The 22,631-nt window shown below is 69.8% G+C and carries 19 protein-coding genes and 1 riboswitch; of the genes, 6 read left to right on the top strand and 13 right to left on the bottom strand.

Annotated features, from left to right (window positions below; genetic code table 11):
• Window positions 1-3 precede the first annotated feature (3 nt).
• Window positions 4-1,215 (top strand): glycerate kinase, encoded by a 1,212-nt coding sequence (locus ACZ6TU_RS09060; RefSeq protein WP_467674316.1) that lies wholly within the window; start codon window positions 4-6, stop codon window positions 1,213-1,215.
• Here the strand turns inward: ACZ6TU_RS09060 and ACZ6TU_RS09055 are convergent.
• The 6 genes from ACZ6TU_RS09055 to ctaE form a co-directional block, all read right to left on the bottom strand.
• Window positions 1,170-2,552 (bottom strand): aminotransferase class V-fold PLP-dependent enzyme, encoded by a 1,383-nt coding sequence (locus ACZ6TU_RS09055; RefSeq protein ID WP_469547583.1) that lies wholly within the window; start codon window positions 2,550-2,552, stop codon window positions 1,170-1,172. The genes ACZ6TU_RS09060 and ACZ6TU_RS09055 overlap by 46 nt on opposite strands.
• A gap of 160 nt (window positions 2,553-2,712) precedes the next feature.
• Window positions 2,713-2,829, bottom strand: a riboswitch (SAM riboswitch).
• A 66-nt stretch (window positions 2,830-2,895) separates the two neighbouring features.
• Window positions 2,896-3,960: an anthranilate phosphoribosyltransferase gene (trpD, locus tag ACZ6TU_RS09050; protein WP_469547582.1), complete on the bottom strand. Its 1,065-nt coding sequence runs from the start codon at window positions 3,958-3,960 to the stop codon at window positions 2,896-2,898.
• Between the two features lie 137 nt (window positions 3,961-4,097).
• Complete coding sequence (qcrB, locus tag ACZ6TU_RS09045) at window positions 4,098-5,720, bottom strand: cytochrome bc1 complex cytochrome b subunit (protein ID WP_469547580.1); 1,623 nt, start codon at window positions 5,718-5,720, stop codon at window positions 4,098-4,100.
• Window positions 5,717-6,787, bottom strand: a complete 1,071-nt coding sequence (qcrA, locus tag ACZ6TU_RS09040) for a cytochrome bc1 complex Rieske iron-sulfur subunit (RefSeq protein WP_469547578.1) — start codon at window positions 6,785-6,787, stop codon at window positions 5,717-5,719. Before qcrA ends, qcrB begins: the two co-directional genes overlap by 4 nt.
• Complete coding sequence (gene qcrC, locus ACZ6TU_RS09035) at window positions 6,784-7,596, bottom strand: cytochrome bc1 complex diheme cytochrome c subunit (protein ID WP_467674326.1); 813 nt, start codon at window positions 7,594-7,596, stop codon at window positions 6,784-6,786. Before qcrC ends, qcrA begins: the two co-directional genes overlap by 4 nt.
• Before the next feature lie 77 nt (window positions 7,597-7,673).
• Window positions 7,674-8,294: an aa3-type cytochrome oxidase subunit III gene (gene ctaE, locus ACZ6TU_RS09030; RefSeq protein WP_086600619.1), complete on the bottom strand. Its 621-nt coding sequence runs from the start codon at window positions 8,292-8,294 to the stop codon at window positions 7,674-7,676.
• Window positions 8,295-8,438: 144 nt separating this feature from the next.
• On the opposite strand from ctaE, the gene ACZ6TU_RS09025 reads away from it, so the two are divergent.
• Window positions 8,439-8,840 (top strand): response regulator, encoded by a 402-nt coding sequence (locus ACZ6TU_RS09025; RefSeq protein ID WP_467674328.1) that lies wholly within the window; start codon window positions 8,439-8,441, stop codon window positions 8,838-8,840.
• A gap of 93 nt (window positions 8,841-8,933) precedes the next feature.
• Here the strand turns inward: ACZ6TU_RS09025 and ACZ6TU_RS09020 are convergent, their stop codons facing one another.
• The 4 genes from ACZ6TU_RS09020 to ctaC all read right to left on the bottom strand — a co-directional run bounded on the left by ACZ6TU_RS09020 (window position 8,934) and on the right by ctaC (window position 13,410).
• Window positions 8,934-10,184, bottom strand: a complete 1,251-nt coding sequence (locus ACZ6TU_RS09020; protein ID WP_467674330.1) for a L,D-transpeptidase — start codon at window positions 10,182-10,184, stop codon at window positions 8,934-8,936.
• Window positions 10,185-10,316: 132 nt separating this feature from the next.
• A complete protein-coding gene (locus tag ACZ6TU_RS09015; protein ID WP_467674332.1) occupies window positions 10,317-10,715 on the bottom strand; it encodes a cytochrome c oxidase subunit 4 in 399 nt (132 codons plus the stop codon).
• Complete coding sequence (gene ctaD / locus ACZ6TU_RS09010) at window positions 10,712-12,448, bottom strand: aa3-type cytochrome oxidase subunit I (RefSeq protein ID WP_467674334.1); 1,737 nt, start codon at window positions 12,446-12,448, stop codon at window positions 10,712-10,714. Before ctaD ends, ACZ6TU_RS09015 begins: the two co-directional genes overlap by 4 nt.
• The gene (gene ctaC / locus ACZ6TU_RS09005) at window positions 12,445-13,410 is read right to left on the bottom strand and encodes an aa3-type cytochrome oxidase subunit II (RefSeq protein WP_356924422.1); all 966 of its coding nucleotides are present in this window, start codon (window positions 13,408-13,410) and stop codon (window positions 12,445-12,447) included. The genes ctaD and ctaC overlap by 4 nt, the downstream gene beginning before the upstream one ends.
• Before the next feature lie 288 nt (window positions 13,411-13,698).
• Here ctaC and ACZ6TU_RS09000 point away from each other — a divergent pair, with 288 nt between their 5' ends.
• Window positions 13,699-15,078, top strand: a complete 1,380-nt coding sequence (locus ACZ6TU_RS09000) for an aminotransferase class V-fold PLP-dependent enzyme (protein ID WP_469547574.1) — start codon at window positions 13,699-13,701, stop codon at window positions 15,076-15,078.
• 70 nt (window positions 15,079-15,148) lie between these two features.
• On the opposite strand, the gene ACZ6TU_RS08995 is transcribed toward ACZ6TU_RS09000, so the two are convergent.
• A complete protein-coding gene (locus ACZ6TU_RS08995; protein WP_467674338.1) occupies window positions 15,149-16,123 on the bottom strand; it encodes a carbohydrate kinase family protein in 975 nt (324 codons plus the stop codon).
• Window positions 16,124-16,256: 133 nt separating this feature from the next.
• On the opposite strand from ACZ6TU_RS08995, the gene ACZ6TU_RS08990 reads away from it, so the two are divergent.
• Both ACZ6TU_RS08990 and ACZ6TU_RS08985 read left to right on the top strand, forming a co-directional pair.
• Window positions 16,257-16,466, top strand: coding sequence for a hypothetical protein (locus ACZ6TU_RS08990; RefSeq protein WP_467674340.1), 210 nt, complete (start codon window positions 16,257-16,259; stop codon window positions 16,464-16,466).
• A 146-nt stretch (window positions 16,467-16,612) separates the two neighbouring features.
• Window positions 16,613-18,505, top strand: coding sequence for a hypothetical protein (locus ACZ6TU_RS08985; protein ID WP_469547571.1), 1,893 nt, complete (start codon window positions 16,613-16,615; stop codon window positions 18,503-18,505).
• Between the two features lie 86 nt (window positions 18,506-18,591).
• Here the strand turns inward: ACZ6TU_RS08985 and ACZ6TU_RS08980 are convergent, their stop codons facing one another.
• Complete coding sequence (locus tag ACZ6TU_RS08980; RefSeq protein WP_003989692.1) at window positions 18,592-18,948, bottom strand: HesB/IscA family protein; 357 nt, start codon at window positions 18,946-18,948, stop codon at window positions 18,592-18,594.
• Window positions 18,949-19,229: 281 nt separating this feature from the next.
• On the opposite strand from ACZ6TU_RS08980, the gene nadA reads away from it, so the two are divergent.
• Window positions 19,230-20,414: a quinolinate synthase NadA gene (nadA, locus tag ACZ6TU_RS08975; protein ID WP_037672259.1), complete on the top strand. Its 1,185-nt coding sequence runs from the start codon at window positions 19,230-19,232 to the stop codon at window positions 20,412-20,414.
• Window positions 20,415-20,430: 16 nt separating this feature from the next.
• Here nadA and ACZ6TU_RS08970 read toward each other — a convergent pair whose 3' ends face one another.
• Complete coding sequence (locus ACZ6TU_RS08970) at window positions 20,431-22,617, bottom strand: protein kinase domain-containing protein (protein WP_469547569.1); 2,187 nt, start codon at window positions 22,615-22,617, stop codon at window positions 20,431-20,433.
• Window positions 22,618-22,631 lie beyond the last annotated feature (14 nt).

Here is a 22,631-nt window from a genome sequence, read left to right as displayed (position 1 = left end):
CCCATGCTGACCCGTGTCGTCGTAGCCCCCAGCGGCTTCAAGGAGTCCCTGTCCGCGGAGGCCGCCGCCGACGCCATCGCCGCGGGCGTACGCCGTGTCCTGCCCGGCGCCGAGCTCGACCTCGTCCCGCTGGTGGACGGCGGCGAGGGCACGGCGGCCGCCCTGGCCGCCGCGACCGGGGGCCGGCTCGTCACGGTGCCCGCCACCGGCCCGGTCGGGGAGACCATCGGAGCCCACTTCGCCGTGCTGGGCTCGGGGGACACGGCGGTCGTGGAGATGGCGGCGGTCGCGGGCCTCTCCCTCGTCCCGCGCGACCTGCGCGACCCGGGCGCCACCACCACGTACGGCGTCGGCGAACTGATCCGCTCCGCGCTCGACCGGGGCGTGCGGCGGATCCTCGTCGGCTGCGGCGACTCGGGCACCTCCGACGGCGGCGCGGGCGCGCTCCAGGCGCTCGGGGCCCGGCTGCTGGACGCGCGGGGCGAGGAACTGCCGGTCGGGGGCCGGGAGCTGACGCGGCTGCACCACATCGACCCGAGGGGCCTGGACACCCGCCTGGCGGACGTGGAGCTGCTCGTCGCCTGCAACCCGTACAACGTGCTGTGCGGAGAGCGGGGCGTGGCCCGGGTCTTCGGCCCGCAGAAGGGCGCGACGCCCGCACAGGTCGAGCAGCTGTCGGCCGGACTGGAGAACTGGGCCTTCGTCCTCACCCGCGACGTCGCCGTCCCGGACACCAACCTCCGGTACGGTCCCGGAACCGGGGCCTCCGGCGGCCTGGGCGCCGGCCTCGCAGCCCTCGGCGCCCGTCTCCTCCCCCGCTTCGACGTGCTCGTGGACCACCTCGACCTGGACGCCCGCCTGGCCGGCGCGGATCTGGTGATCACCGCCGAGGGCGCCCTGGACCACCAGACGCCGCGCGGCAAGGTCCCGGCCGAGGTGGCCCGCCGGGCCAAGCTCTACGGCCGCCCGGTCCTGGCCCTGGCGGGCACGCTCGGCGAGGGCGCGCACGAGGTGCCCGGCGTGGACGCGTTCAGCGGCATCCTGCCGGCGCCGATGGCCCTGTCGGAGGCCCTGGTCCGGGCGAGCGAACTGCTCACGGACGCCACCGAGCGGGCCCTTAGGATGATCGTCCTCGGCACCCGGCTGCCATTGGTCTCCGACCGGGCCGTTCAGACCGACGTGTCCGGCACGCAGCGCCCGTCCTCCGTGCGGTAGTTCCACCGCGCCCCGTCCGACACGAGCTCCTGCACGGCCCGTACGAACCGCTCCACGTGCTCGTCCGGCGTGCCCGCACCGAAGCTCACGCGGATGGCGTTGAGGGACTTCTCACCGGGCGCGGCCTCGGGCGCCCCGCATTCGCCCTGCGTCTGCGGGTCGCTGCCGAGCAGTGTGCGCACCAGCGGGTGGGCGCAGAAGAGCCCGTCCCGGACGCCGATGCCGTACTCGGCGGAGAGCGCGGCGGCGAAGTGCGAGCTGTTCCAGCCCTCGACGACGAAGGAGAGCACACCGACGCGCGGCGCTTTGTCCCCGAACAGGGACAGGAACCGCACCTGAGGGACGTCGGCCAGCCCCTCCCGCACCTTCCCGACCAGGTACTGCTCGCGGGCGACGAGAGTGTCGAAGCCGGCCTCGGTCAACGCCTTGCAGGCGGAGGCGACGGCGTAGGCGCCGATGACGTTGGGGGACCCGGCCTCGTGACGGGCGGCGCTGTCGTGCCATTCCACGTCCACTCCCCCGTCCGTGCGCCGGGTGACCTTGCGGCTGGCGCCGCCGCCCGCGAGGTACGGCTCGGCCTCGCGCAGCCAGTCGGCCCGCCCGGCCAGCACGCCGGAGCCGAAGGGCGCGTACAGCTTGTGCCCGGAGAAGGCGACCCAGTCGACGTCGAGGTCCTTGACGGACACGGGGTGGTGCGGGGCCAGCTGGGCGGCGTCGAGCACGATCCGGGCGCCGTGGGCGTGCGCGGCCGCCGCGAGCTCCCGTACGGGCCACAGCTCGCCGGTGACGTTCGAGGCGCCGGTGACGCAGACGAGGGCCGGGCCGTGGCCCCCTTCGATGGACACAGTGCGGTCGGCGAGGGCGCGTTCCAGGGTCTCGACGGTCTCGCGGGGGCTGCGCGGGGCGTCGAGGTAGGTGACGCGGGCCTCACGCCAGGGCAGCAGGGAGGCGTGGTGCTCGGTCTCGAAGACGAAGACCTGGCAGCCGGCCGGGAGCGCGGTGGCGAGGAGGTTGAGGGAGTCGGTGGTGGACCGGGTGAAGACGACCTGGTCGTCGTCCCGGCAGTCGAGGAACTCCGCGACCGTCCGGCGGGAGTTCTCGAACAGGTCGGTCGACAGCTGGGACAGGTACCCGGCACCGCGGTGGACGCTGCCGTAGTACGGCGCGTAGGCGGCGACGTCGTCCCAGACCCGCTGGAGCGCCGGGGCGCTGGCGGCGTAGTCGAGCGCGGCGTAGGTGACCTCACCGCCGGTGACGAGCGGAACGGTGACGTCCCGGCCCAGAACGGGCAGCGGGGCACAAACGGACTGGTCGGCGGCAAGGGTGGAGACGGACATGGCGGAACTCCCGTGAAGGCAGGTGGAATGCGCCCGCGAGCCGTACGGCTGCAAGCGGGGCGAAGGAGAGAAAGGGTGCGGAGGCGGGGCTCTGCGGCCCTAACGCATTCGCTGATTCACGGAAAGCTCCTCGACGACCAGGACCCCTGGTTTCGCGAGGGGTCCGCGCTTGCCGTAGACCTTGCTGACTACGACCTGGTCTTCACCCGGGGCACCCCGCCACGGACGGAGGGTTGCCGGACAGTCGGCCGGGGCCTCATGACTGTCACTCATGACCTGGAAAGGAACCTACGAGAATGATCGAGGTCCCGCAACCCGCGTCCGGATTGCGGGACACTCCGCCTTACGAGTTGCTCGCCGCCACCCACCGCTCCAGGGTCCGCTTGGCGGCCCGGGAGTCGATCGATTCGGCCGCCTTCGCCATGCCGGCACGGATCTGCTCGGCCAGCGTTCCCCGGCCGGGATCGAGGGCCACCAGGGCAGCCGCCGAGTTCAGCAGGACCGCGTCCCGCACCGGGCCCGTCTCACCGTCCAGCAGACGGCGGGCGACCTCCGCGTTGTAGGAGGCGTCCGCGCCGCGCAGGGCCTCCACGGGGACGAGTTCGATGCCCACGTCGCGCGGGTCGAAGGCCTCCTCGGTCACCTTGCCGTCGCGGACGATCCACACCCGGGACGTGGCCGTGGTGGTCAGTTCGTCGAGGCCGTCGTCGCCCCGGAAGACCAGGGACGAGTGGCCGCGCTCGGCGAAGACGCCCGCGACGATCGGTGCCATGCGCGGGTCCGCGACACCGACGGCCTGGGAGCGGACCTTCGCCGGGTTGGTCAGCGGGCCGAGAACATTGAAGATCGTCCGGATGCCCAACTGCCCACGGGCGGCGCCCGCGTGGCGCATCGCCGGGTGGAACTTCGCCGCGAAGCAGAAGGTGATCCCGGCCTCCTCGGCGACCCGGGCCACCCGGTGCGTCGGCAGCTCCAGGTTGACGCCGAGCTTCTCCAGCACGTCCGACGCCCCGGACGCCGAGGACGCCGCGCGGTTGCCGTGCTTGACGACCTTCGCACCGGTGCCGGCGATGACGATCGCCGACATCGTGGAGATGTTGACGGTCTTCGCCCCGTCGCCGCCCGTGCCGACGATGTCGACGGCCGGGCCCGGCACCTCGATCACGTTCGCGTGCTCGTACATCGCCCGGACGAATCCGGCGATCTCCTCGACGGTCTCGCCCTTGGCCCGCAGCGCCACCACGAGCCCGGCGATCTGGGCGTCCGTCGCCTCACCGCGCATGATCAGGTCCATCGCCCACGCGGTGTCGTCGGCGGTCAGGTCCCGGCGGTCCAGCAGACTGTTCAACAGCAGGGGCCAGGAGCGGCCCGCCGCGGTGTCGCCTCCAGCGGGGATCACAGCGCTCATAAGCCGCTCCAGGGTCAGGCGTCCCGCACTACGGGACGAGAGTCTCAACGAGGTCCACCCTATCCAGCCAGGGGCACGGCGAAGGGCCCCGTCCGAACACCGGACGGGGCCCTTCGCGTGGCGTGGCGAAGCAGTGATCAGTGGTGGCCGTGGCCGCTCGTGATCTCGCGGTACTCCTCGGTGGTCGGCTTCGGGATCTGGGCACCCTCGCCGTAGTAGGACTCGCTGAGCTTGGCGCGCAGCTTCTCGGAGCCCTTCACCTTGCGCTCGACACCGTTCTCGTCGACCGTCGGGCCGATCTCGACCGGCTGGTACTGCTCGTGCGCCGTGAGCGTGTACATCTGCTCCTGGCTGAGCGGCTCGTGCACCTCGATGAACTCACCGTGCGGCAGGCGCTTGATGATGCCCGACTCGCGGCCGTGCAGCACCTTCTCCTTGTCCCGGCGCTGGAGGCCGAGGCAGATGCGCTTGGTGATGATGAAGGCGACGACCGGTCCGGCGAAGAACCCGATCCGGACGAACCAGGTGACCGCGTTGATCGACAGGTGGAAGTGGGTGGCGACGATGTCGTTGCCGCCGCCGATCAGCATGATCATGTAGCCGGTGACCCACGCGACACCGAAGGCGGTGCGCGTCGGGGCGTTGCGCGGCCGGTCCAGGATGTGGTGCTCGCGCTTGTCCCCGGTGACCCACGACTCGATGAACGGGTAGAGGGCGATGATCCCGAGGAACAGGCCGAAGAGGACCAGCGGGATGAACACGCCCAGGACGAGCGTGTGACCCCAGAGGTTGATCTCCCAGCCCGGCATCGCTCGGACCAGACCCTCGGCGAAGCCCATGTACCAGTCGGGCTGCGCGCCCGTCGACACCTGGTCGGGCCGGTAGGGGCCCAGGACCCAGATGGGGTTGACGGTCGCGATGCCGGCGATGGCCGCGATGGCACCGAAGACCAGGAAGAAGAAGCCTCCGGCCTTGGCCGCGTAGACCGGCAGCAGCGGCATGCCGACGACGTTCTTGTTGGTCCGGCCGGGACCCGCGAACTGCGTGTGCTTGTGGTAGAAGACCAGGATCAGGTGGCCGACCACGAGTCCGAGCATGATGCCCGGCAGCAGCAGGATGTGGATCGAGTAGAACCGGGCGACGAAGTCGGTACCCGGGAACTCCCCGCCGAACAGGAACATCGAGATGTACGTACCGACGATCGGCACGGACAGGATCGCGCCCTGCGTGAAGCGGACACCGGTGCCGGAGAGCAGGTCGTCCGGGAGCGAGTAGCCGGTGAAACCGGTGAACATGCCCAGGACGAACAGCAGGAAGCCGAACAGCCAGTTGATCTCGCGCGGCTTGCGGAACGCGCCGGTGAAGAAGACGCGCATCATGTGCACGAACATGCCGGCGAGGAAGATGATCGCCGCCCAGTGGTGGATCTGCCGGATGAGCAGACCGCCGCGCACGTCGAAGCTGATGTCCAGGGTGGAGGCGAACGCCTCCGACATCAGCTGCCCCTGGAGCGGGACGTAGCTGCCGTGGTACTCCACCTCGTTCATCGACGGGTGGAAGAACAGCGTCAGGTACACACCCGTCAGGATGATGATGATGAAGCTGTAGAGGCAGATCTCACCCAGCATGAAGGACCAGTGGTCCGGGAAGATCTTGCGCATGTTGGCCTTGGCCAGGGAGTAGATCCCCAGGCGGCCGTCGGCCCAGTCGGCGACCCGCTCTCCGGCGGGCGCCTTGCGACGTGTCTGTGCAGTGCTCATCCGCGCTCCCAGAAAGCAGGGCCGACGGGCTCGTCGAAGTCGCCGAGCGCCTCAAGATAGCCCTCGTCGTTCACGCCGATGCGGAGCTGCGGCAGAGCGTGACCAGCGGGACCGAAGATCACTCGGGCACCGTCGGAGAGGTCGAAGGTGGACTGGTGGCAGGGGCAGAGCACGTGGTGCGTCTGCTGCTCGTACAGGGAGATCGGGCAACCGACGTGGGTGCAGATCTTCGAGTACGCGACGATGCCCTCGTGCGACCACTCGAGTTCGCGCTTGTCCTTGATGTTCTCCGGCTGGATCCGGACGATCATCAGGGCGGCCTTGGCGATCTCGTTCTGGAACTCGTGGTCGTGCTCCTCCAGGCCCTCGGGCTTGGCGAAGGTCAGCGAGCCGACCGCGACGTCCGACGGACGCAGCGGCTCGTTCGTGTTCATGTTGACGAGCAGCTTGCCCTTGGACCAGAGCGTGTGACGCAGCTTGTCCTCGGGCAGCGGACCGAGGTCGCGCAGCAGCACGACACCGGAGAGCGGCACCAGCGTGAGCGCGCCGAACATGGTGTTGCGGATCAGCTTGCGGCGGCCGAGCGCGGACTCCTTGGCGCCCTGCTTGAAGTCCGCGAAGACCTTCTCGCGAACCTCGGGCTCCGCCTCGATCGGGTGCCGCTCGTCGGCGATCTCCACGTCCGACATCAGGGTGCGGGCCCAGTGGACCGCGCCCGCGCCGATGCAGAACAGCGCGACGCCGAGCGTCATGCCCAGCGCGAAGTTCAGCGCGCTGATGTGGCCCAGCGGGAAGATGTAGACCGACTTGTCGACCGGGATCGCCACGAACGCGGCGATGAAGGCGATGGTGGCCAGCATCGACACCGTGAACATCAGGGCGACCGAACGCTCGGACCGCTTGGCGGCCCGCTCGTCGACGTCCTGGATCCGGTGCTCGTGGGGGGGCAGGCCCGGGTCGGCGAACGGATGCTCGTCCGCGGGGCTCAGCGCCCCGTGCCCGTGCTCGTCATGTCCTGCGGACTGCTCGGCAGGCAGGTTCTCTTCGGGAATGTCTTGGCTACTCATGACTTCTTGGCCTTTGCGGTCCGGGCGGCGACCCACACGGCGACGGCGATCAGCCCGCCGAGACCGAAGATCCAGCCGAACAGGCCCTCGCTGACCGGCCCGAGGCCGCCGAGCTCGAGACCGCCGGGGCTCTCGGACTTGCTGCTGTTGACCGCGTCCAGGTACGCGATGATGTCCTTCTTGTTCTTCTCCGACAGCGTGGTGTCGGGGAAGGACGGCATGTTCTGCGGGCCGGTCTCCATGGCCTCGTAGATGTGCTTCGGGGAGACACCCTCGAGGTCCGGTGCGTACTTGCCGTGCGTCAGCGCACCGCCCTTGCCGGTGAAGTTGTGGCACTGCGCGCAGTTGGTGCGGAACAGCTCACCGCCCTTGGCGATGTCGGCACCCTGGGGGCCGTACTGCTCCTCGGTCGGGACGGCAGGCCCGGCGCCCAGCGAGGCGATGTAGGCCGCGAGCTGGTCGATCTCGGCCTGGCTGTAGATGTTCTTCTTCTTGGGGACCTGCGGGCCCTGGGAGGTGGCGGCCGGCATACGGCCGGTGGCCACCTGGAAGTCGACGGCCGCGGCGCCCACGCCCACCAGGCTCGGCCCGTCGGAGGTGCCCTGACCGCCGGTGCCGTGGCAACTGGCGCAGCCGACCGAGTAGAGCTTCTTGCCCTCCTCGATGGTGAGGGACTGGGCGGTTTCGTCGGCCTCAGCCTTGCTCGTGGGTGCGAACACGGCGTACAGCCCCCCGCTGAAGAGCAGCGCGAGGAGTAGGACGACGACCGCCGCCAACGGGTGGCGTCGTCGTGCGGAGAGCTTTTTCACGGATTACCCCGGTGTCAGGATCTTCTGCGTCGGTGCTTCTGGGATGCGTGCTTCGTCGGGCGCGCGCTGCGGTCCCGCTACTTGATCATGTAGATCGTGGCGAAGAGGCCGATCCAGACGACATCGACGAAGTGCCAGTAGTAGGACACGACGATCGCGGCGGTCGCCTGCTCGTGGGTGAACCTCCGGGCCGCGTAGGTCCGGCCCAGGACCAGCAGGAAGGCGATGAGACCGCCCGTCACATGCAGGCCGTGGAAGCCGGTGGTCAGGTAGAAGACCGAGCCGTACGGGTCGGAGGACAGGGACAGGCCCGCGTCCTTGACCAGCTCGGTGTACTCGAATACCTGGCCGCCGATGAAGATCGCACCCATCACGAAGGTGACGATGAACCACATCCGCAGCTTCTTCACGTCACCGCGCTCGGCGGCGAAGACGCCGAGCTGGCAGGTGAGCGAGGAGAGCACCAGGATGGTGGTGTTCGCCGCCGAGAACGGGAAGTTGAGATGGCCGGCCATCTCCTTCCAGTGATCGGGACCCGTCACCGATCGCAGGGTGAAGTACATCGCGAAGAGGGCCGCGAAGAACATCAGCTCGGAACTCAGCCAGATGATGGTTCCGACGCTGGTGAGGTTCGGCCGATTGACCGACGGGTGCGCGTGCCCGGTTTCTACTGTCGTTGCTGTCGCCACGACCGACATTATGTCGGTCGCTTATCCCGCCCTCACTCCGGGGGGTGCCGTTCGGAGTGTCTGTGCCGGTCGTACCGGTGTTGACGTGGTGTTCAAGGGAGTAGCATCCGCCCCACGGGCCTGTCCTTACGACGCTGACGTCACGGAGGAACAATGCAGCCGACCGCCACGGTGCTGGTCTACAGCGACGACTCCAACACCCGCGAGCAGGTGCGGCTCGCCACGGGACGGCGGCCGGCGCCGGACGTTCCCTTGGTGGAGTTCGTGGAGTGTGCGACTCCGGGGGCGGTGCTCAAGGAGTTGGACCGGGGTGGGATCGACGTCTGTGTGCTGGACGGTGAGGCCGTGCCGATGGGGGGCATGGGGCTCTGCCGGCAGATCAAGGACGAGGTGTTCGACTGTCCGCCGGTGTTGTTGCTGATCGGGCGGCCGCAGGATGCGTGGCTCGCGACCTGGAGTCGCGCGGAGTCGGCGGTGACGTTGCCGGTGGAGCCGGTGGAGTTTGCGGCGGCCTTGGCTTCCCTGTTGCGGGAGAGGGCGGCTCTGAACGCCTAGAAGCTCGGGACTCCTCGTCGTCGGCGGGTGCGGGTGATCTGTGGCTTGCCGCGCAGTTCCCCGCGCCCCTGGGGACGATGCCCCTGAGGACGTTCAGGCGCTCTGCGGGCGTAGACGGGCCCTGTCGGCTGGTGTCGGGCCCTCCGGGATGCCGGCTGTCAGGGCGCTGCCTGTGCGCCACTGCTTCCACTCGAGGTTCCAGTCGCCGAAACCGTTGCCGAAGGGGGTCATCGTGTCGCCGGCGGAGTTTATGACCTTGACGATGTCGCCCTCGCGGACGTTCTCGTAGAACCACGCGGCGTTCTCGGTGCTCATGCCGGTGCAGCCGTGGCTGACGTTCGCGAAGCCCTGGGAGCCGACGGACCAGGGGGCGGCGTGGACGTACTCGCCGCTGTTGGTGACCCGCACGGAGTGGTGGACGATCAGGTCGTAGAAGTCCGAGGCGCCGATGCTGGCGCTGGTCATGCGGACGGTGCCTTCCTTGGCCAGGACGACCTTGACGCCGTTGCGGGTGTCGTAGCCGGGCATACCCGTGGTGACCGGGATCTGCCGGACGATCTCGTCGTTCTTGTAGACCGTCATCTGGTGGGCCGCGGCGTCCGTGACGGCTATGACCTTGTCGGCGGTGCTGATCGTCAGCGGCTTGGCCTTGCCGCCCCGCATACGGTCGCCGATCTTGATGCCCTCCAGGTTGCTGCGGACCTGGATGGTGGCTTGTGTGGGCCAGTAGTCCTTCGGACGGTAGTGGAGCTTCTTGTCGTCCACCCAGTGCCAGGCGCCGTCCGTGGCGGGCATGGAGGAGACCTTCAGAGCCCGTTCGACCACGGCCCGCTGGGCCCTGTCCTTGACGGGCTGGCTCAGCTCGGCCGTGATGGGCTGGCCGACGCCGTAGGTGCCCGCCTTGGGGCCGAAGGTGACGTCCAGGCGCTTCTTGGTGGTGGGCTTGCCGGTGTCGAAGGTGAGGACCTTGCGGCCGGGCGCCCCGTCCTCGTCCTCGGTGCTCACACGGACCGTGTAGCCGGCGTTGGCGGCCAGCGGTGAGGTGCTGTGCCAGCGGCCGCCGTCGGCGGCGAGTTCGCCGGCCACGTAGCGTCCGGCGGCGTCGTAGGCCGTGACGTCCGTGATGCGCCCGCCGGAGTCCTCGGCGACCACTTCCAGGGGCTTGTCCGGGTCGGCCTTCTTGCGGCCCTCCGAGGGGGCGCTGAAGGAGATCTGGTCCGCCGCGTCGTAGGGGCGGTGGGAGAGCGGGTTGCCGTCCGAGCCGCATGCGGTGACACCCGCGCAGAGGGCTATCACCAGGAGCGCGCAGCTGACGACGGGGCGGGAGTTCGCTGTGTGGCTCATGGCCTCACGCTAGGAAGCCGCGTCAACTGCGGCACGCCGAGTGACTCGTACGAGTGACATATATTGCGGCAAAAGACAGGGGCCCGGACGCTCCTTGCGGAGTGTCCGGGCCCCTGAAGCGCTCGGCTCGAGTTACTGGGTGCGGTTCTCACCGCGGTAGTACTCGAAGACCCAGCCCCAGACGCCGACCAGGATGATCGGCAGCGAGAAGTACAGCAGCCACCAACCGATCGCGATGGCCAGGAAGGCGAGGGCGCCACCGATGGCCAGGGAGAGCGGCTGCCAGCTGTGCGGGCTGAAGAACCCGACCTCGCCGGCGTCGTCCGCGACGTCCGCCTCCTTGTTGTCCTGCGCACCGACGTCGACCCGCTTGGCCGTGAAGCCGAGGTAGAAGCCGATCATGATGCACAGGCCGAAGGCCAGGAAGAGGGCCGTGGTACCGGCCGGCTCCTTCGACCACACGCCATAGACGACCGCCATGGCGAGGACGAAGACGCTCAGCCACATGAACATCTTGCCCTGGATCTTCACTTGCCGGCCTCCTTGCCACCAGCGATGGCCTTCTCGCCGTGACCGACGTTCTCGAGCTGGTCGAGGGCGGCGATCTCCGGGTGGTGCAGGTCGAACGCCGGGGATTCACTGCGGATCCGCGGCATGGTGATGAAGTTGTGGCGGGGCGGCGGGCAGGAGGTGGCCCACTCCAGGGAGCGGCCGTAGCCCCACGGGTCGTCGACGCCGACCGGCTTGCCGTACTTGGCCGTCTTCCACACGTTGTAGAAGAACGGCAGGAGCGACATGCCGAGCAGGAACGAGCTGATCGTCGAGATCGTGTTCAGCGCGGTGAAGCCGTCGGCCGCGAGGTAGTCCGCGTACCGGCGCGGCATGCCCTCGGCACCCAGCCAGTGCTGGACCAGGAACGTGCCGTGGAAGCCGATGAACAGCGTCCAGAAGGTGATCTTGCCGAGGCGCTCGTCCAGCATCTTGCCGGTCCACTTCGGCCACCAGAAGTGGAAGCCGGAGAACATCGCGAAGACCACGGTGCCGAAGACGACGTAGTGGAAGTGCGCCACCACGAAGTACGAGTCGGAGACGTGGAAGTCCATCGGCGGCGAGGCCAGGATGACACCGGTCAGACCACCGAAGGTGAAGGTGATCAGGAAGCCGGTCGCCCAGAGCATCGGCGTCTCGAAGGACAGCGAGCCCTTCCACATGGTGCCGATCCAGTTGAAGAACTTCACACCGGTCGGGACCGCGATCAGGAAGGTCATGAAGGAGAAGAACGGCAGCAGCACACCGCCGGTGACGTACATGTGGTGCGCCCACACCGTCACGGACAGACCCGCGATCGCGATCGTCGCGCCGATCAGCCCCGAGTAACCGAACATCGGCTTGCGGGAGAAGACCGGGATGACCTCGGAGATGATCCCGAAGAACGGCAGCGCGATGATGTACACCTCTGGATGGCCGAAGAACCAGAAGAGGTGTTGCCACAGCAACGCGCCGCCGTTGGCGGAGTCGAAGACGTGCGCACCGAACTTGCGGTCCGCCTCCAGCGCGAACAGCGCGGCCGCCAGGACCGGGAAGGCCAGCAGGACCAGCACACCGGTCAGCAGCACGTTCCAGGTGAAGATCGGCATGCGGAACATCGTCATGCCCGGAGCGCGCATGCAGATGATCGTGGTGATGAAGTTGACCGAGCCGAGGATGGTGCCGAAGCCGGAGAAGGCCAGACCCATGATCCACATGTCGGCGCCGATGCCCGGCGAGCGGACCGCGTCCGACAGCGGGCTGTAGGCGAACCAGCCGAAGTCGGCCGCGCCCTGCGGGGTGAGGAAGCCGCCCACCGCGATGAGCGAGCCGAACAGGTACAGCCAGTAGGCGAACATGTTCAGCCGGGGGAACGCCACGTCGGGCGCGCCGATCTGCAGCGGCATGATCCAGTTCGCGAAGCCGGCGAACAGCGGCGTCGCGAACATCAGCAGCATGATCGTGCCGTGCATCGTGAACGCCTGGTTGAACTGCTCGGTCGACATGATCTGCAGACCGGGCCGGGCGAGCTCGGCGCGCATGAACAGCGCCATCACGCCACCGATGACGAAGAACGCGAACGACGTCGCCAGGTACAGCGTGCCGATCGTCTTGTGGTCCGTCGTCGTCAGCCACTTGACCACGACGCTGCCGCGGTTCTGGCGCCTGACCGGCAGCTCGTCCTGGTAGTGGGACCCTGCTGCCGCGGCACCCTGGGGTTCGTTGAGGATGCTCACAGGTTGTTCGTCTCCCGGTTCTTCTCGTGGCTCGTCTGCGCGATGCCGGCGGGAACGTAACCGTTCTGCTGCTTGTCCACGAGGTCCTTGAGGTGCTGCTCGTAGCGCTCGGGGGAGACGACCTTCACGTTGAACAGCATCCGAGAGTGGTCGACGCCGCAGAGCTCGGCGCACTTGCCCAGGAAGGTGCCCTCCTTGTTGGGGGTCACCTCGAAGGCGTTGGTGTGGCCCGGGATGACGTCCTGCTTCATCAGGAACGGCACCACCCAGAAGGAGTGGATGACGTCACGCGAGGTGAGGACGAAGCGGACGGTCTTGCCCTTGGGCAGCCAGAGCGTCGGGCCCGGGTTGTTGGTCTGCGGGTTCCGGGTGCCGGGGGTACCGCAGTCGTAGACGCCGCCGGCGTTGGCCGGGAAGTCCTTCTTGAACCGGTCCGGGATCGCGTCCAGCTCCGGCGACTTCTTGGCGTCACCCGTGGAACCGGCGACCGGCTCGATGTAGTTGAAGCACCAGCTCCACTGGAAGCCGACCACGTTGACCGTGACGTCGGGCTTCTTCTTGAGGCTGAGCAGCTCTGACTCGTCGCGGGCGGTGAAGTAGAACAGCACCGAGACGATGATGAGCGGGACCACGGTGTACAGCGCCTCGATGGGCATGTTGTACCGGGTCTGCGGAGGAACCTCGACCTTGGTGCGGCTGCGCCGGTGGAAGAAAGCACTCCACAGGATCAGACCCCACACCAGCACGCCAACGGCGAGCGCAGCCGCCCAGGACCCCTGCCACAGGGAGAGGATCCGCGGAGCCTCTTCCGTGGTCGGGGTGGGCATACCAAGGCGGGGGAAGTCTTCCCAGTTGTACGAGCAACCGGTGGCTGTCGCCAAGACCAGGCCCGCGGTCAGTGCCTGCAGCAGCTTCCGCCGCATCGGGCGCCGCGGCGAGCGGTCGGAGCCGTTGGGACTCACGTAGCGCCTTCCCGAGAGTCTCGCCCGCGCGGATCGGCTGCGGCCTGGCCTTCTCGCTGGTCGGTCGCCGCCCTGCGTCGGGCAGGGGTTTGGATGTTTATGCGGACCAAACCCTAGCCGACGCCCTCCGGGGGCTCGCGGGGAGGGGGGCGTTCGCGCGCCGTCGGTCACCCCGAAGGGGTGGGTGGGTCGCCTATTGGGTTGGGGGTGCGGCTTGTGGGGCGAGTGAGGGTGGGTTGTGGCTGTTCGCGCGGTTCCCCGCGCCCCTTGCGGGGTTAGCGTTGCCGTGTGGCTTACTTCGATGCTGCTTCCTCGGCCCCTCTTCATCCTGTTGCTCGTCAGGCGCTGTTGGCCTCGCTCGACGAGGGGTGGGCCGATCCTGCTCGGTTGTACCGGGAAGGGCGGCGGGCGCGGATGGTGCTGGACGCGGCGCGGGAGGCTGCTGCCGAGGCGGTGGGGTGCCGGGCGGACGAGTTGGTTTTCGTCTCGTCGGGGACCCGGGCCGTGCATTCGGGGATCGCGGGGGCGTTGGCCGGACGGCGACGGGTGGGGAGTCACCTGATCGTGTCGGCGGTCGAACACTCCTCCGTGCTGCACTCGGCCGAGGTGCACGAGGCGGCCGGCGGGTCGGTCACGCAGGTGCCGGTCGACCGGGGCGGGGCGGTGGATCCGGCGGCGTACGGCGATGCCCTGCGCGCGGACACGGCACTGGCCTGTCTCCAGTCGACCAACCACGAGGTGGGGACCGAGCAGCCGGTGGCCGAGGTGGCCGAGGTGTGCCGGGCGGCGGGGGTGCCGTTGCTGGTGGACGCGGCGCAGTCGCTGGGGTGGGGGCCGGTGGAGGGCGAGTGGTCGCTGCTCACGGCCAGCGCCCACAAGTGGGGTGGTCCGGCGGGGGTCGGGCTGCTCGTCGTCCGCAAGGGTGCTCGGTTCGCGCCGCAAGGGCCGGTGGACGAGCGGGAGTCGGGGCGGGCGGCCGGTTTCGAGAACATCCCGGCGATCGTGGCGGCGGCCGCGTCGCTACGGGCCGTACGGGCCGAGGCGGCCGAGGAGGCCCTGCGGCTGCGGGAGCTGACGGAGCGGATCCGGGTACGCGTGCCGCGGACGGTGCCGGACGTCGAGGTGGTCGGCGATCCGGTGCGCAGGCTGCCCGGTGTCGTCACGTTCTCCTGTCTCTATGCCGACGGGGAGGCCCTGCTGCACGAGCTGGACCGGGAGGGTTTCTCGGTCTCGTCCGGATCGTCCTGCACGAGCAGCACGCTGACGCCGAGCCATGTGCTCCGGGCGATGGGCGTGCTGAGTGAGGGGAACGTGCGGGTGTCGCTGCCGCTGGGGGCGGCGGAGGAGGATGTCGAGCGGTTCCTGGACGTGCTGCCCGGGGCCGTGGCGGCGGTGCGGGAGAAACTGGGGGCGCCGGTCGCCTCCGAGGTAGCCCGCGAGGAGGACGTCCTGGTCGTCGACTCCCTCGGCAAGCGCTGTCCGATTCCGGTGATCGAGCTGGCGAAGGTCATCGGCGACGTGCCGGTGGGCGGCCTGGTCCGGGTGCTGTCGGACGACGAGGCGGCCCGCTTGGACATTCCGGCCTGGTGCGAGATGCGGGGCCAGGAGTACGTGGGCGAGGAGCCGGCGGACCGGGGAGCGGCGTACTTGGTCCGCCGGGTGAGCTGAACGCCCCTTTTCAGGGGCGCGGGGACTGCGCGACCAGCCCCCACGCACCCGCAGACGAACAGCCCGGCTCTCAGGCCAGGTGCGCCTGAACCTCCGCCGCAGCCTCATCCCCGTACGCCTTGGTGAACCGCTGCATGAAGTGCCCACGCCGCAGCTGGTACTCCTGCGTCCCCACCGTCTCGATGACGAGAGTCGCCAGCATGCAGCCGACCTGGGCCGCACGCTCCAGGGAGACGCCCCACGCGAGGCCCGAGAGGAACCCCGCGCGGAAGGCGTCGCCGACGCCGGTCGGGTCGGCCTTGCGCTCCTCGTCCGGCGTGCCGACCTCGATCGGGTCCTCGCCGACCCGCTCGATGCGCACGCCCCGCGCGCCGAGGGTGGTCACACGGTGGCCCACCCTGGACAGGATCTCCGCGTCGGTCCAGCCGGTCTTGGTCTCGATGAGGCCCTTCTCGTACTCGTTGGAGAAGAGGTACGTCGCCCCGTCCAGCAGGATGCGGATCTCCTCGCCGTCCATCCGGGCGATCTGCTGCGAGAAGTCGGCGGCGAACGGGATGGACCGGGAGCGGCACTCCTCGGTGTGGCGGAGCATGGCCTCCGGGTCGTCCGCGCCGACGGAGACCAGGTCGAGACCGCCGACGCGGTCGGCGACGGTCTTCAGCTCGATGAGGCGGGCCTCGCTCATGGCGCCGGTGTAGAAGGAGCCGATCTGGTTGTGGTCGGCGTCGGTGGTGCACACGAAACGGGCGGTGTGCAGCGTGTCGGAGATGCGGACGGAGCCGGTGTCGACGCCGTGCCGGTCGAGCCAGGCCCGGTACTCGTCGAAGTCCGCGCCCGCGGCGCCGACCAGGATCGGACGGGTGCCGAGCTGTCCCATGCCGAACGCGATGTTCGCGGCGACACCGCCGCGGCGGACGTCGAGCTTGTCGACCAGGAACGACAGCGAGACCGTGTGCAGTTGGTCCGCTACGAGCTGGTCGGCGAAGCGGCCGGGGAAGGTCATGAGGTGGTCGGTGGCGATGGAGCCGGTGACTGCGATGCGCACGGCGTGGACTCTCCTGAGGGAGGGCGGACCTTGACGCTTCACGCTATCGGGTGGGCGGGGCCGCCCTGAAGGTATCGAAACTACCCGATAGTAGATCTTTCTCCATGAGGTCAGGCGTGCATACGGTGCGGATATGACGAACCTCAAGATCCAGGTGCCCGTTCCGGTCGATCTCGAAGGCGATCTGGCGTCGCTGCCGGGTGACGGCGCCCGGATGGCTCCCCACTGGGCGGTTCCCGACCGGGTCGCCTCCCGGCCGGTCTCCCCGGCCCTGATCCACGGTGTGACCGTACCCCAGGCGTCGGCGCGGCTGCTCGACGCGATGTCGGACTACGGGGACTGAGCGGCGCGCTACCGGGAACCGTGCGCTCCCCCGCTGCGTCCCATCGCTGTCCCCCGTAAAGGGGATGCGGGATACGACCCGACAGCGGCCCGTTTCGGACCGGGCCGGGTCCCATGGGACAGCTGTGCAGCCGAAGGAGCGATGCGGTGAACACCGAGCGACCCGACAACGACGACGACGCCAGGGAAGTGGGCGGCGCCGGATCCGCCGACACCCCGGAGGTCGAGGAGCGGGGTTCGGCGGACGCCGCTGAGGCCGCTGAGGCCGCTGAGGCCGCTGAGACTTCCGAGACGTCGGGTGATGGCACGCGGGCTTCCGAGGCGGAGGCGACGGACGACGCGACCGCGACGGCCGAGGAGCCCAGCACCTCGGAAGCCGACGCCGAGAAGACCGACGCGCCCGAGGCCCGGGAAGCCGACGCCGAGGAAGCCGGTACGGACCGTGCCGGCGCCGAGGAAACCGGCCCGACACCGGACCGCGAAGTCGCTGCGGAAAGCCCCCGCGTCCAGGAAACCGGCTCCGGCCCGGCCCCGGAGGCAGACGCGGAAACGCCCCCCGCACCCCACGGCGACCTCCCCCGCGATGAAGAGCACCTGGTCCGTCCGGGCAGTGGGCGGTCGCGGACGCCCGCGATCATCGCCTCCGTCGCCGCCGCCGTGCTGCTGATCGGCGGTGGGGGGGCCTGGCTCGCGGCCAACGCCTCCGGCGGATCCGATGGCGGTACGACGTCCGGCGCGCCCGGTGGGGACGACACTCCCCCGCCGCTCGCCCTCGACGGGTACTCGGATTCGACGTCGGGCGGCGGCAACGGCTTCGCGCCCGGTGAGCCCAACCCCTACGGCGCCAACTACCGGGTCGACGGACCGCTCCCGGACGGTCCCGGCGAAGCCCCGGTGTACCGGGCGCGGGGTGAGGTCACCAAGGGCGACGTGGCACGGTTGGCGAAGGCCCTCGGGGTCGCGGGGACACCGGTGGCGCAGGGCGAGGCCTGGAAGGTCGGGGCAGGTCAGGACGGTTCGGGGCCGAGCCTCCAGGTGAACAGGCAGGCGCCCGGAGCCTGGACCTTCAGCCGGTACGCCCCGGGCACCGACAACTGCAAGGGCACCGACGCCTGCACCGCTCCGCAGTCCGGCGGCAGCCCGGTGAGCGAGGCGGAGGCCGAGAAGGCCGCGGCGCCCGTGCTGAAGGCGTTGGGTCAGGACGACGCGAAGCGGGACGCGAGCCAGGTCATGGGCGCCCAGCGGGTGGTGAACGCCGCTCCCGAGGTCGGCGGACTGCCGACGCACGGCTGGACGACCGGGGTCACGGTCGGCTCCGACGGCGAGGTCGTCGGCGGCAGCGGTCAGCTGAAGACGCCGGTGGAGGGGGACACGTACCCCGTGGTCGGCGCGAAGAAGGCACTGGAGCTGATGGAGGAGCGGCCGACGGGCGACCACCGCATGGGCATCGGCGGCTGCGCGAGCCCCGCGCCTCTGAAGGACCGGCTGGAGCAGCCCTGCGGGTCGTCGGCGAGCGGCGCTCCCGAACAGGACGCGGTGACGGTACGGAACGCGGTGTTCGGGCTGGCCTCGCACTTCGTGGACGGGCGGCAGGCCCTGGTGCCGTCCTGGCTGTTCGAGGTGACGGCACCGGGCGCGAAGGACCCGTTCACGGTGACGTACCCGGCGGTCGACCCGAAGTACCTGGCCTCCCCCACGCCGAGCGAGCCGAGTGACAAGCCGACGTCGGCTCCCGAGCCGCGTGACGTCAAGGTGGAGGGCTACCGGGCCGAGGGCTCGGAGCTGACCGTGACCTTCACGGGCGGGGTGTGCTCCGACTACGACGTGAAGGCGAGCGAGAGCGGGGACGAGGTGAAGGTCACGGTGACCTCGACCCCGTGGCCGGACAAGGTCTGCATCATGATCGCGAAGCGGTTCCAGGAGACCGTGCAGCTGGACGAGCCGCTCGGCGACCGCGAGGTCGTGGGCTCGAACGGCAAGGCGGTCCCGCTGGCCAAGGAGGGCGCGCGGCTGCCGGCTCCCCCGACACGGGAGCGATAGGCCAGCAGAGCGCGAAGGCGGCGGCCCCGTCGGAGGGGGCCGCCGCCTTCGTCATGTCCGCGGCCGCGGGAAGCGGCTCGGCAGGCTCAGCTGAAGGAGTCGCCGCAGGCGCAGGAGCCCGTCGCGTTCGGGTTGTCGATCGTGAACCCCTGCTTCTCGATCGTGTCCACGAAGTCGATCGTGGCGCCGCCCAGGTACGGGGCGCTCATGCGGTCGGTGACGACCTTCACACCGCCGAAGTCCTTCTCGACGTCGCCGTCGAGGGAACGCTCGTCGAAGAAGAGCTGGTAGCGCAGGCCGGAGCAGCCGCCGGGCTGGACGGCGACGCGCAGCGCGAGGTCGTCGCGGCCTTCCTGGTCGAGCAGGGTCTTGACCTTGTCCGCGGCGGCGTCGGTCAGGATGATGCCGTCGCTGACGGTGGTGGTCTCGTCCGATACGGACATCTACATCTCTCCCGGGTTGTACGGAGACTGCTTGCCGACGGGTCCAACCGGCGGGGCCGCGGATTCATTCCGGGCCGGGCGCTCGATCTCGGCTCCTTTTCATGCTCGCACACGCGCCGGGAACCGGAAAACGGCTCTTTTAGGGCCGTCCCGGGAATGAACGGCGGCTCACCGGGATTCACGTCACACCGACGCTATGGCCATCGTCAAAGTGACGTGAAGCGGTTATGATAGATAGCGTCAAATCGACGAAAAGTCGCGGAACAGAAAGGGTGCGTGTCGTGACCACCGCCCAAACCCAGGAGCTCGACGTACAGCCGACGCCCCTCGCCCTGCTGCTCCTCGGCCGTGAGGCCGACCCGAAGAGCGAGCGGGGCGTGGAGTGTCCAGGCGACCTGCCCTCGCCGTCCGACCCGGACCTGGTGGAGCGCGCCCGCAAGGCGAAGGAGAAGCTCGGGGACAAGGTCTTCGTGCTCGGCCACCACTACCAGCGCGACGAGGTCATCCAGTTCGCCGACGTCACGGGGGACTCCTTCAAGCTGGCCCGGGACGCGGCGGCGCGTCCGGAGGCCGAGTACATCGTGTTCTGCGGTGTGCACTTCATGGCGGAGTCCGCGGACATCCTGACGTCCGACGACCAGAAGGTCGTCCTGCCCGACCTCGCCGCCGGCTGCTCGATGGCCGACATGGCGACGGCCGAGCAGGTCGCGGAGTGCTGGGACGTGCTGACCGAGGCCGGGATAGCCGAGCAGGTCGTGCCCGTCTCGTACATGAACTCGTCCGCCGACATCAAGGCGTTCACGGGCAAGCACGGGGGCACGATCTGCACCTCCTCGAACGCCAAGCGGGCCCTGGACTGGGCCTTCGAGCAGGGGGAGAAGGTGCTGTTCCTGCCGGACCAGCACCTGGGCCGCAACACCGCCGTGCGCGACATGGGCATGTCCCTGGACGACTGCGTCGTCTACAACCCGCACAAGCCGAACGGCGGCCTGACGGCCGACGAGCTGCGCGCCGCGAAGATGATCCTGTGGCGCGGCCACTGCTCGGTGCACGGCCGCTTCAGCCTGGACTCGGTGAACGACGTGCGCGAGCGCATCCCGGGCGTGAACGTCCTGGTCCACCCCGAGTGCAAGCACGAGGTCGTGGCCGCGGCGGACTACGTCGGCTCGACGGAGTACATCATCAAGGCCCTGGAGGCCGCGCCGGCCGGCTCCAAGTGGGCCATCGGCACGGAGCTGAACCTGGTCCGCCGACTGGCGAACCGTTTCGCGCCGGAGGGCAAGGAGATCGTCTTCCTCGACAAGACGGTCTGCTTCTGCTCGACCATGAACCGCATCGACCTCCCGCACCTGGTCTGGGCCCTGGAGTCGCTGGCCGAGGGCAACCTCGTCAACCGCATCGAGGTGGACAAGGAGACGGAGGCGTTCGCGAAGCTGGCGCTGGAGCGGATGCTGGCGCTGCCGTAACCACCGCCCTGCCCTGTCACCCCGAGTGGGGTTTCCGCTCGGGGTCGGCGAGGTCGAGGCTGAAGACGCCTCCGCCCGGTGTGGCCGCGATCAGCGCGCGCCCGTTGACCAGCACCACAGGGCCGCTCTCGCCGGCGGACGGCCGCGCCGTCTGCTCGGCGCGTGGCGGTCTCTGCCACAGCAGTGTGCCCTTGCGTGCGTCGAGAGCCGCCATGCGGCCGTCGTTACCTGCCACGTACACGGTGCGCGTACGCGCGTCGTATGTGGCCGCGCCGGGCTGTTGCACTCCGGTCCGGGTCTGCCACAGCGCACTGCCCGTCCAGGGCGAGACAGCGGTCACCTCGCCGCCCGACGAGGCGAACCACAAGGTGCCGCCCGCCAGAGTCGCGTTTCCGTGGTACTTCTCCGCCAGCTTCGTCTGGGTGAGGGAGCCCTTGTCCATCAGCACGATCTCGGCGTAGGCCGTGTCACCGCCCGGCCCTTCCGTCCGGCTCGGTTCCAGGAAGACCAGCCGGCCGTCGTAGGCCCCGAGCAAATCGACACCGTCCGGTGCCGCCAGCCGTCGGGCCGAGCCGTCGGCGAGGTCCAGCGCGACGATGAGGGAGTCCTGGCGGCCCTCCTGCGGCTCCGAGACGCACTCCAGGTACAGGGCCTCGTCGGCCGGGGTGAGTCCGCAGGAGTGGTCGGCGGGCAGCGGGGTCGTCCAGCGCTCGGTGCCGGTGCGCGGCGAGCGCGCGGTCAGTGAGCGGCCGCGGCCGCCGTCCGGCAGCACCACCAGGTCGCCGACCACGACCGGGGCGGCGTTCAGGTCGTTGACCGGACGCGACCACAGTCGTTCACCCGTCCCGGCGTCGAGAGCGACGACACTGGTCAGTGCGTCGTCGAGGAAGCCGTGCGAGACGACTTGCCGCACCAGCACGGTGTCGTCCCGGACACCGAGGACGGTCGAGGAGTAGGTTCCCTCGCCGGTTCCGGAAGGTGCGACATCGGCCCGCCAGACGGTCCTGCCGGTCCGCCCGTCCAGGCGTACGGGAAGGATCCGGGCGCCGCCGCAGTAGACCGCGCCCTCGTGCACCTGGCAGCCGGGCCCCGTGGCGTCGCCGTCGGCGCGGTCCAGTGCCTGCTTCGCGCCGCGCGGGGCCGACTCGTACACGGTGGTCTGCCAGGGCCGCCAGGTCTCCGGGCTTCCGCTGCCCGCCTGTCCCGGGCCGATCAGCAAGTAGGCCGTCAGTCCGAGCACGAGAGCTCCGACCGTGCCGATCGCGGCCGGCAGTGGCCAAGGGCGCCCGCCGCGGGTGAGGGCTGGGGTGTCTCTCGGGTCGGGAGGGCTCTCGGGCCGGGATCCGGCCTGGTCCGGCCGCAGCGTCACGGTGGACGAGTCGCCCGCCTCCGGCTCCGGCAGGGCTGTCGCGAATTCCCGGGCCAGTTCGTCGAGTCCGGGCCGGCCCGCGGCGTCCTTGGTCAGGCAGCGCTCAAGGAGCCCGCGCAGCGGCTGACCGACCCCGTCCAGCACGGGGTCGTCGTGGACCACACGGTACGCCGTCAGGTAGGGGCTGTCCGCGTCGAAGGGACCGCGCCCGGTGACGGCGTACACCAGCAGCGCTCCGAGCGAGAAGACGTCCGAGGCCGGGCCGGCCTCTCGGGCGTCGACGAGCTGTTCCGGGGACATGAAGGGCGGGGTGCCGATCATCTGGCCGGTCTCGGTCAGTGTCTGGTGGTTCTCCGCCGCGCGGGAGATGCCGAAGTCGATGACGCGGGGCCCGTCCTCGGCCAGCAGGACGTTGGCCGGCTTCAGGTCCCGGTGCACCACCCCGGCCCGGTGGATGTCGCGCAGTGCCTCGACCAGGCCCAGGGCCAGCCCGCGCACTTCGGCGTCCGGGAGGGCGCCCCGGTCGCGGATCCGCCGGGCCAGCGAGGGCCCGGGCACGTACTGGGTCGCCATCCAGGGCCGCGCCGCTTCGGGGTCCGCGTCCAGGACCGGTGCGGTGAAGGCTCCGCTGACCTTGCGGACGGCCGCGATCTCCTGCCGGAACCGGGTGCGGAAGACGGCGTCCGCTGCGTACTGGGCGTGCACCACCTTGAGGGCGACGTCACGGCCCGACCGTGCCCTGCCCCGGTAGACGACCCCCATACCTCCGGCCCCGAGCCGGTCGACGAGCTTGTAGCCGCCGACCGACTTCGGGTCGTCCCTGTGCAGCGGCACGCCCGAATTCCCTT

Source organism: Streptomyces sp. NPDC052064 (genome assembly GCF_055585925.1).
The sequence above is the reverse complement of the archived record's forward strand: the minus strand, read 5'-3'. Positions and strand labels throughout refer to the sequence as shown.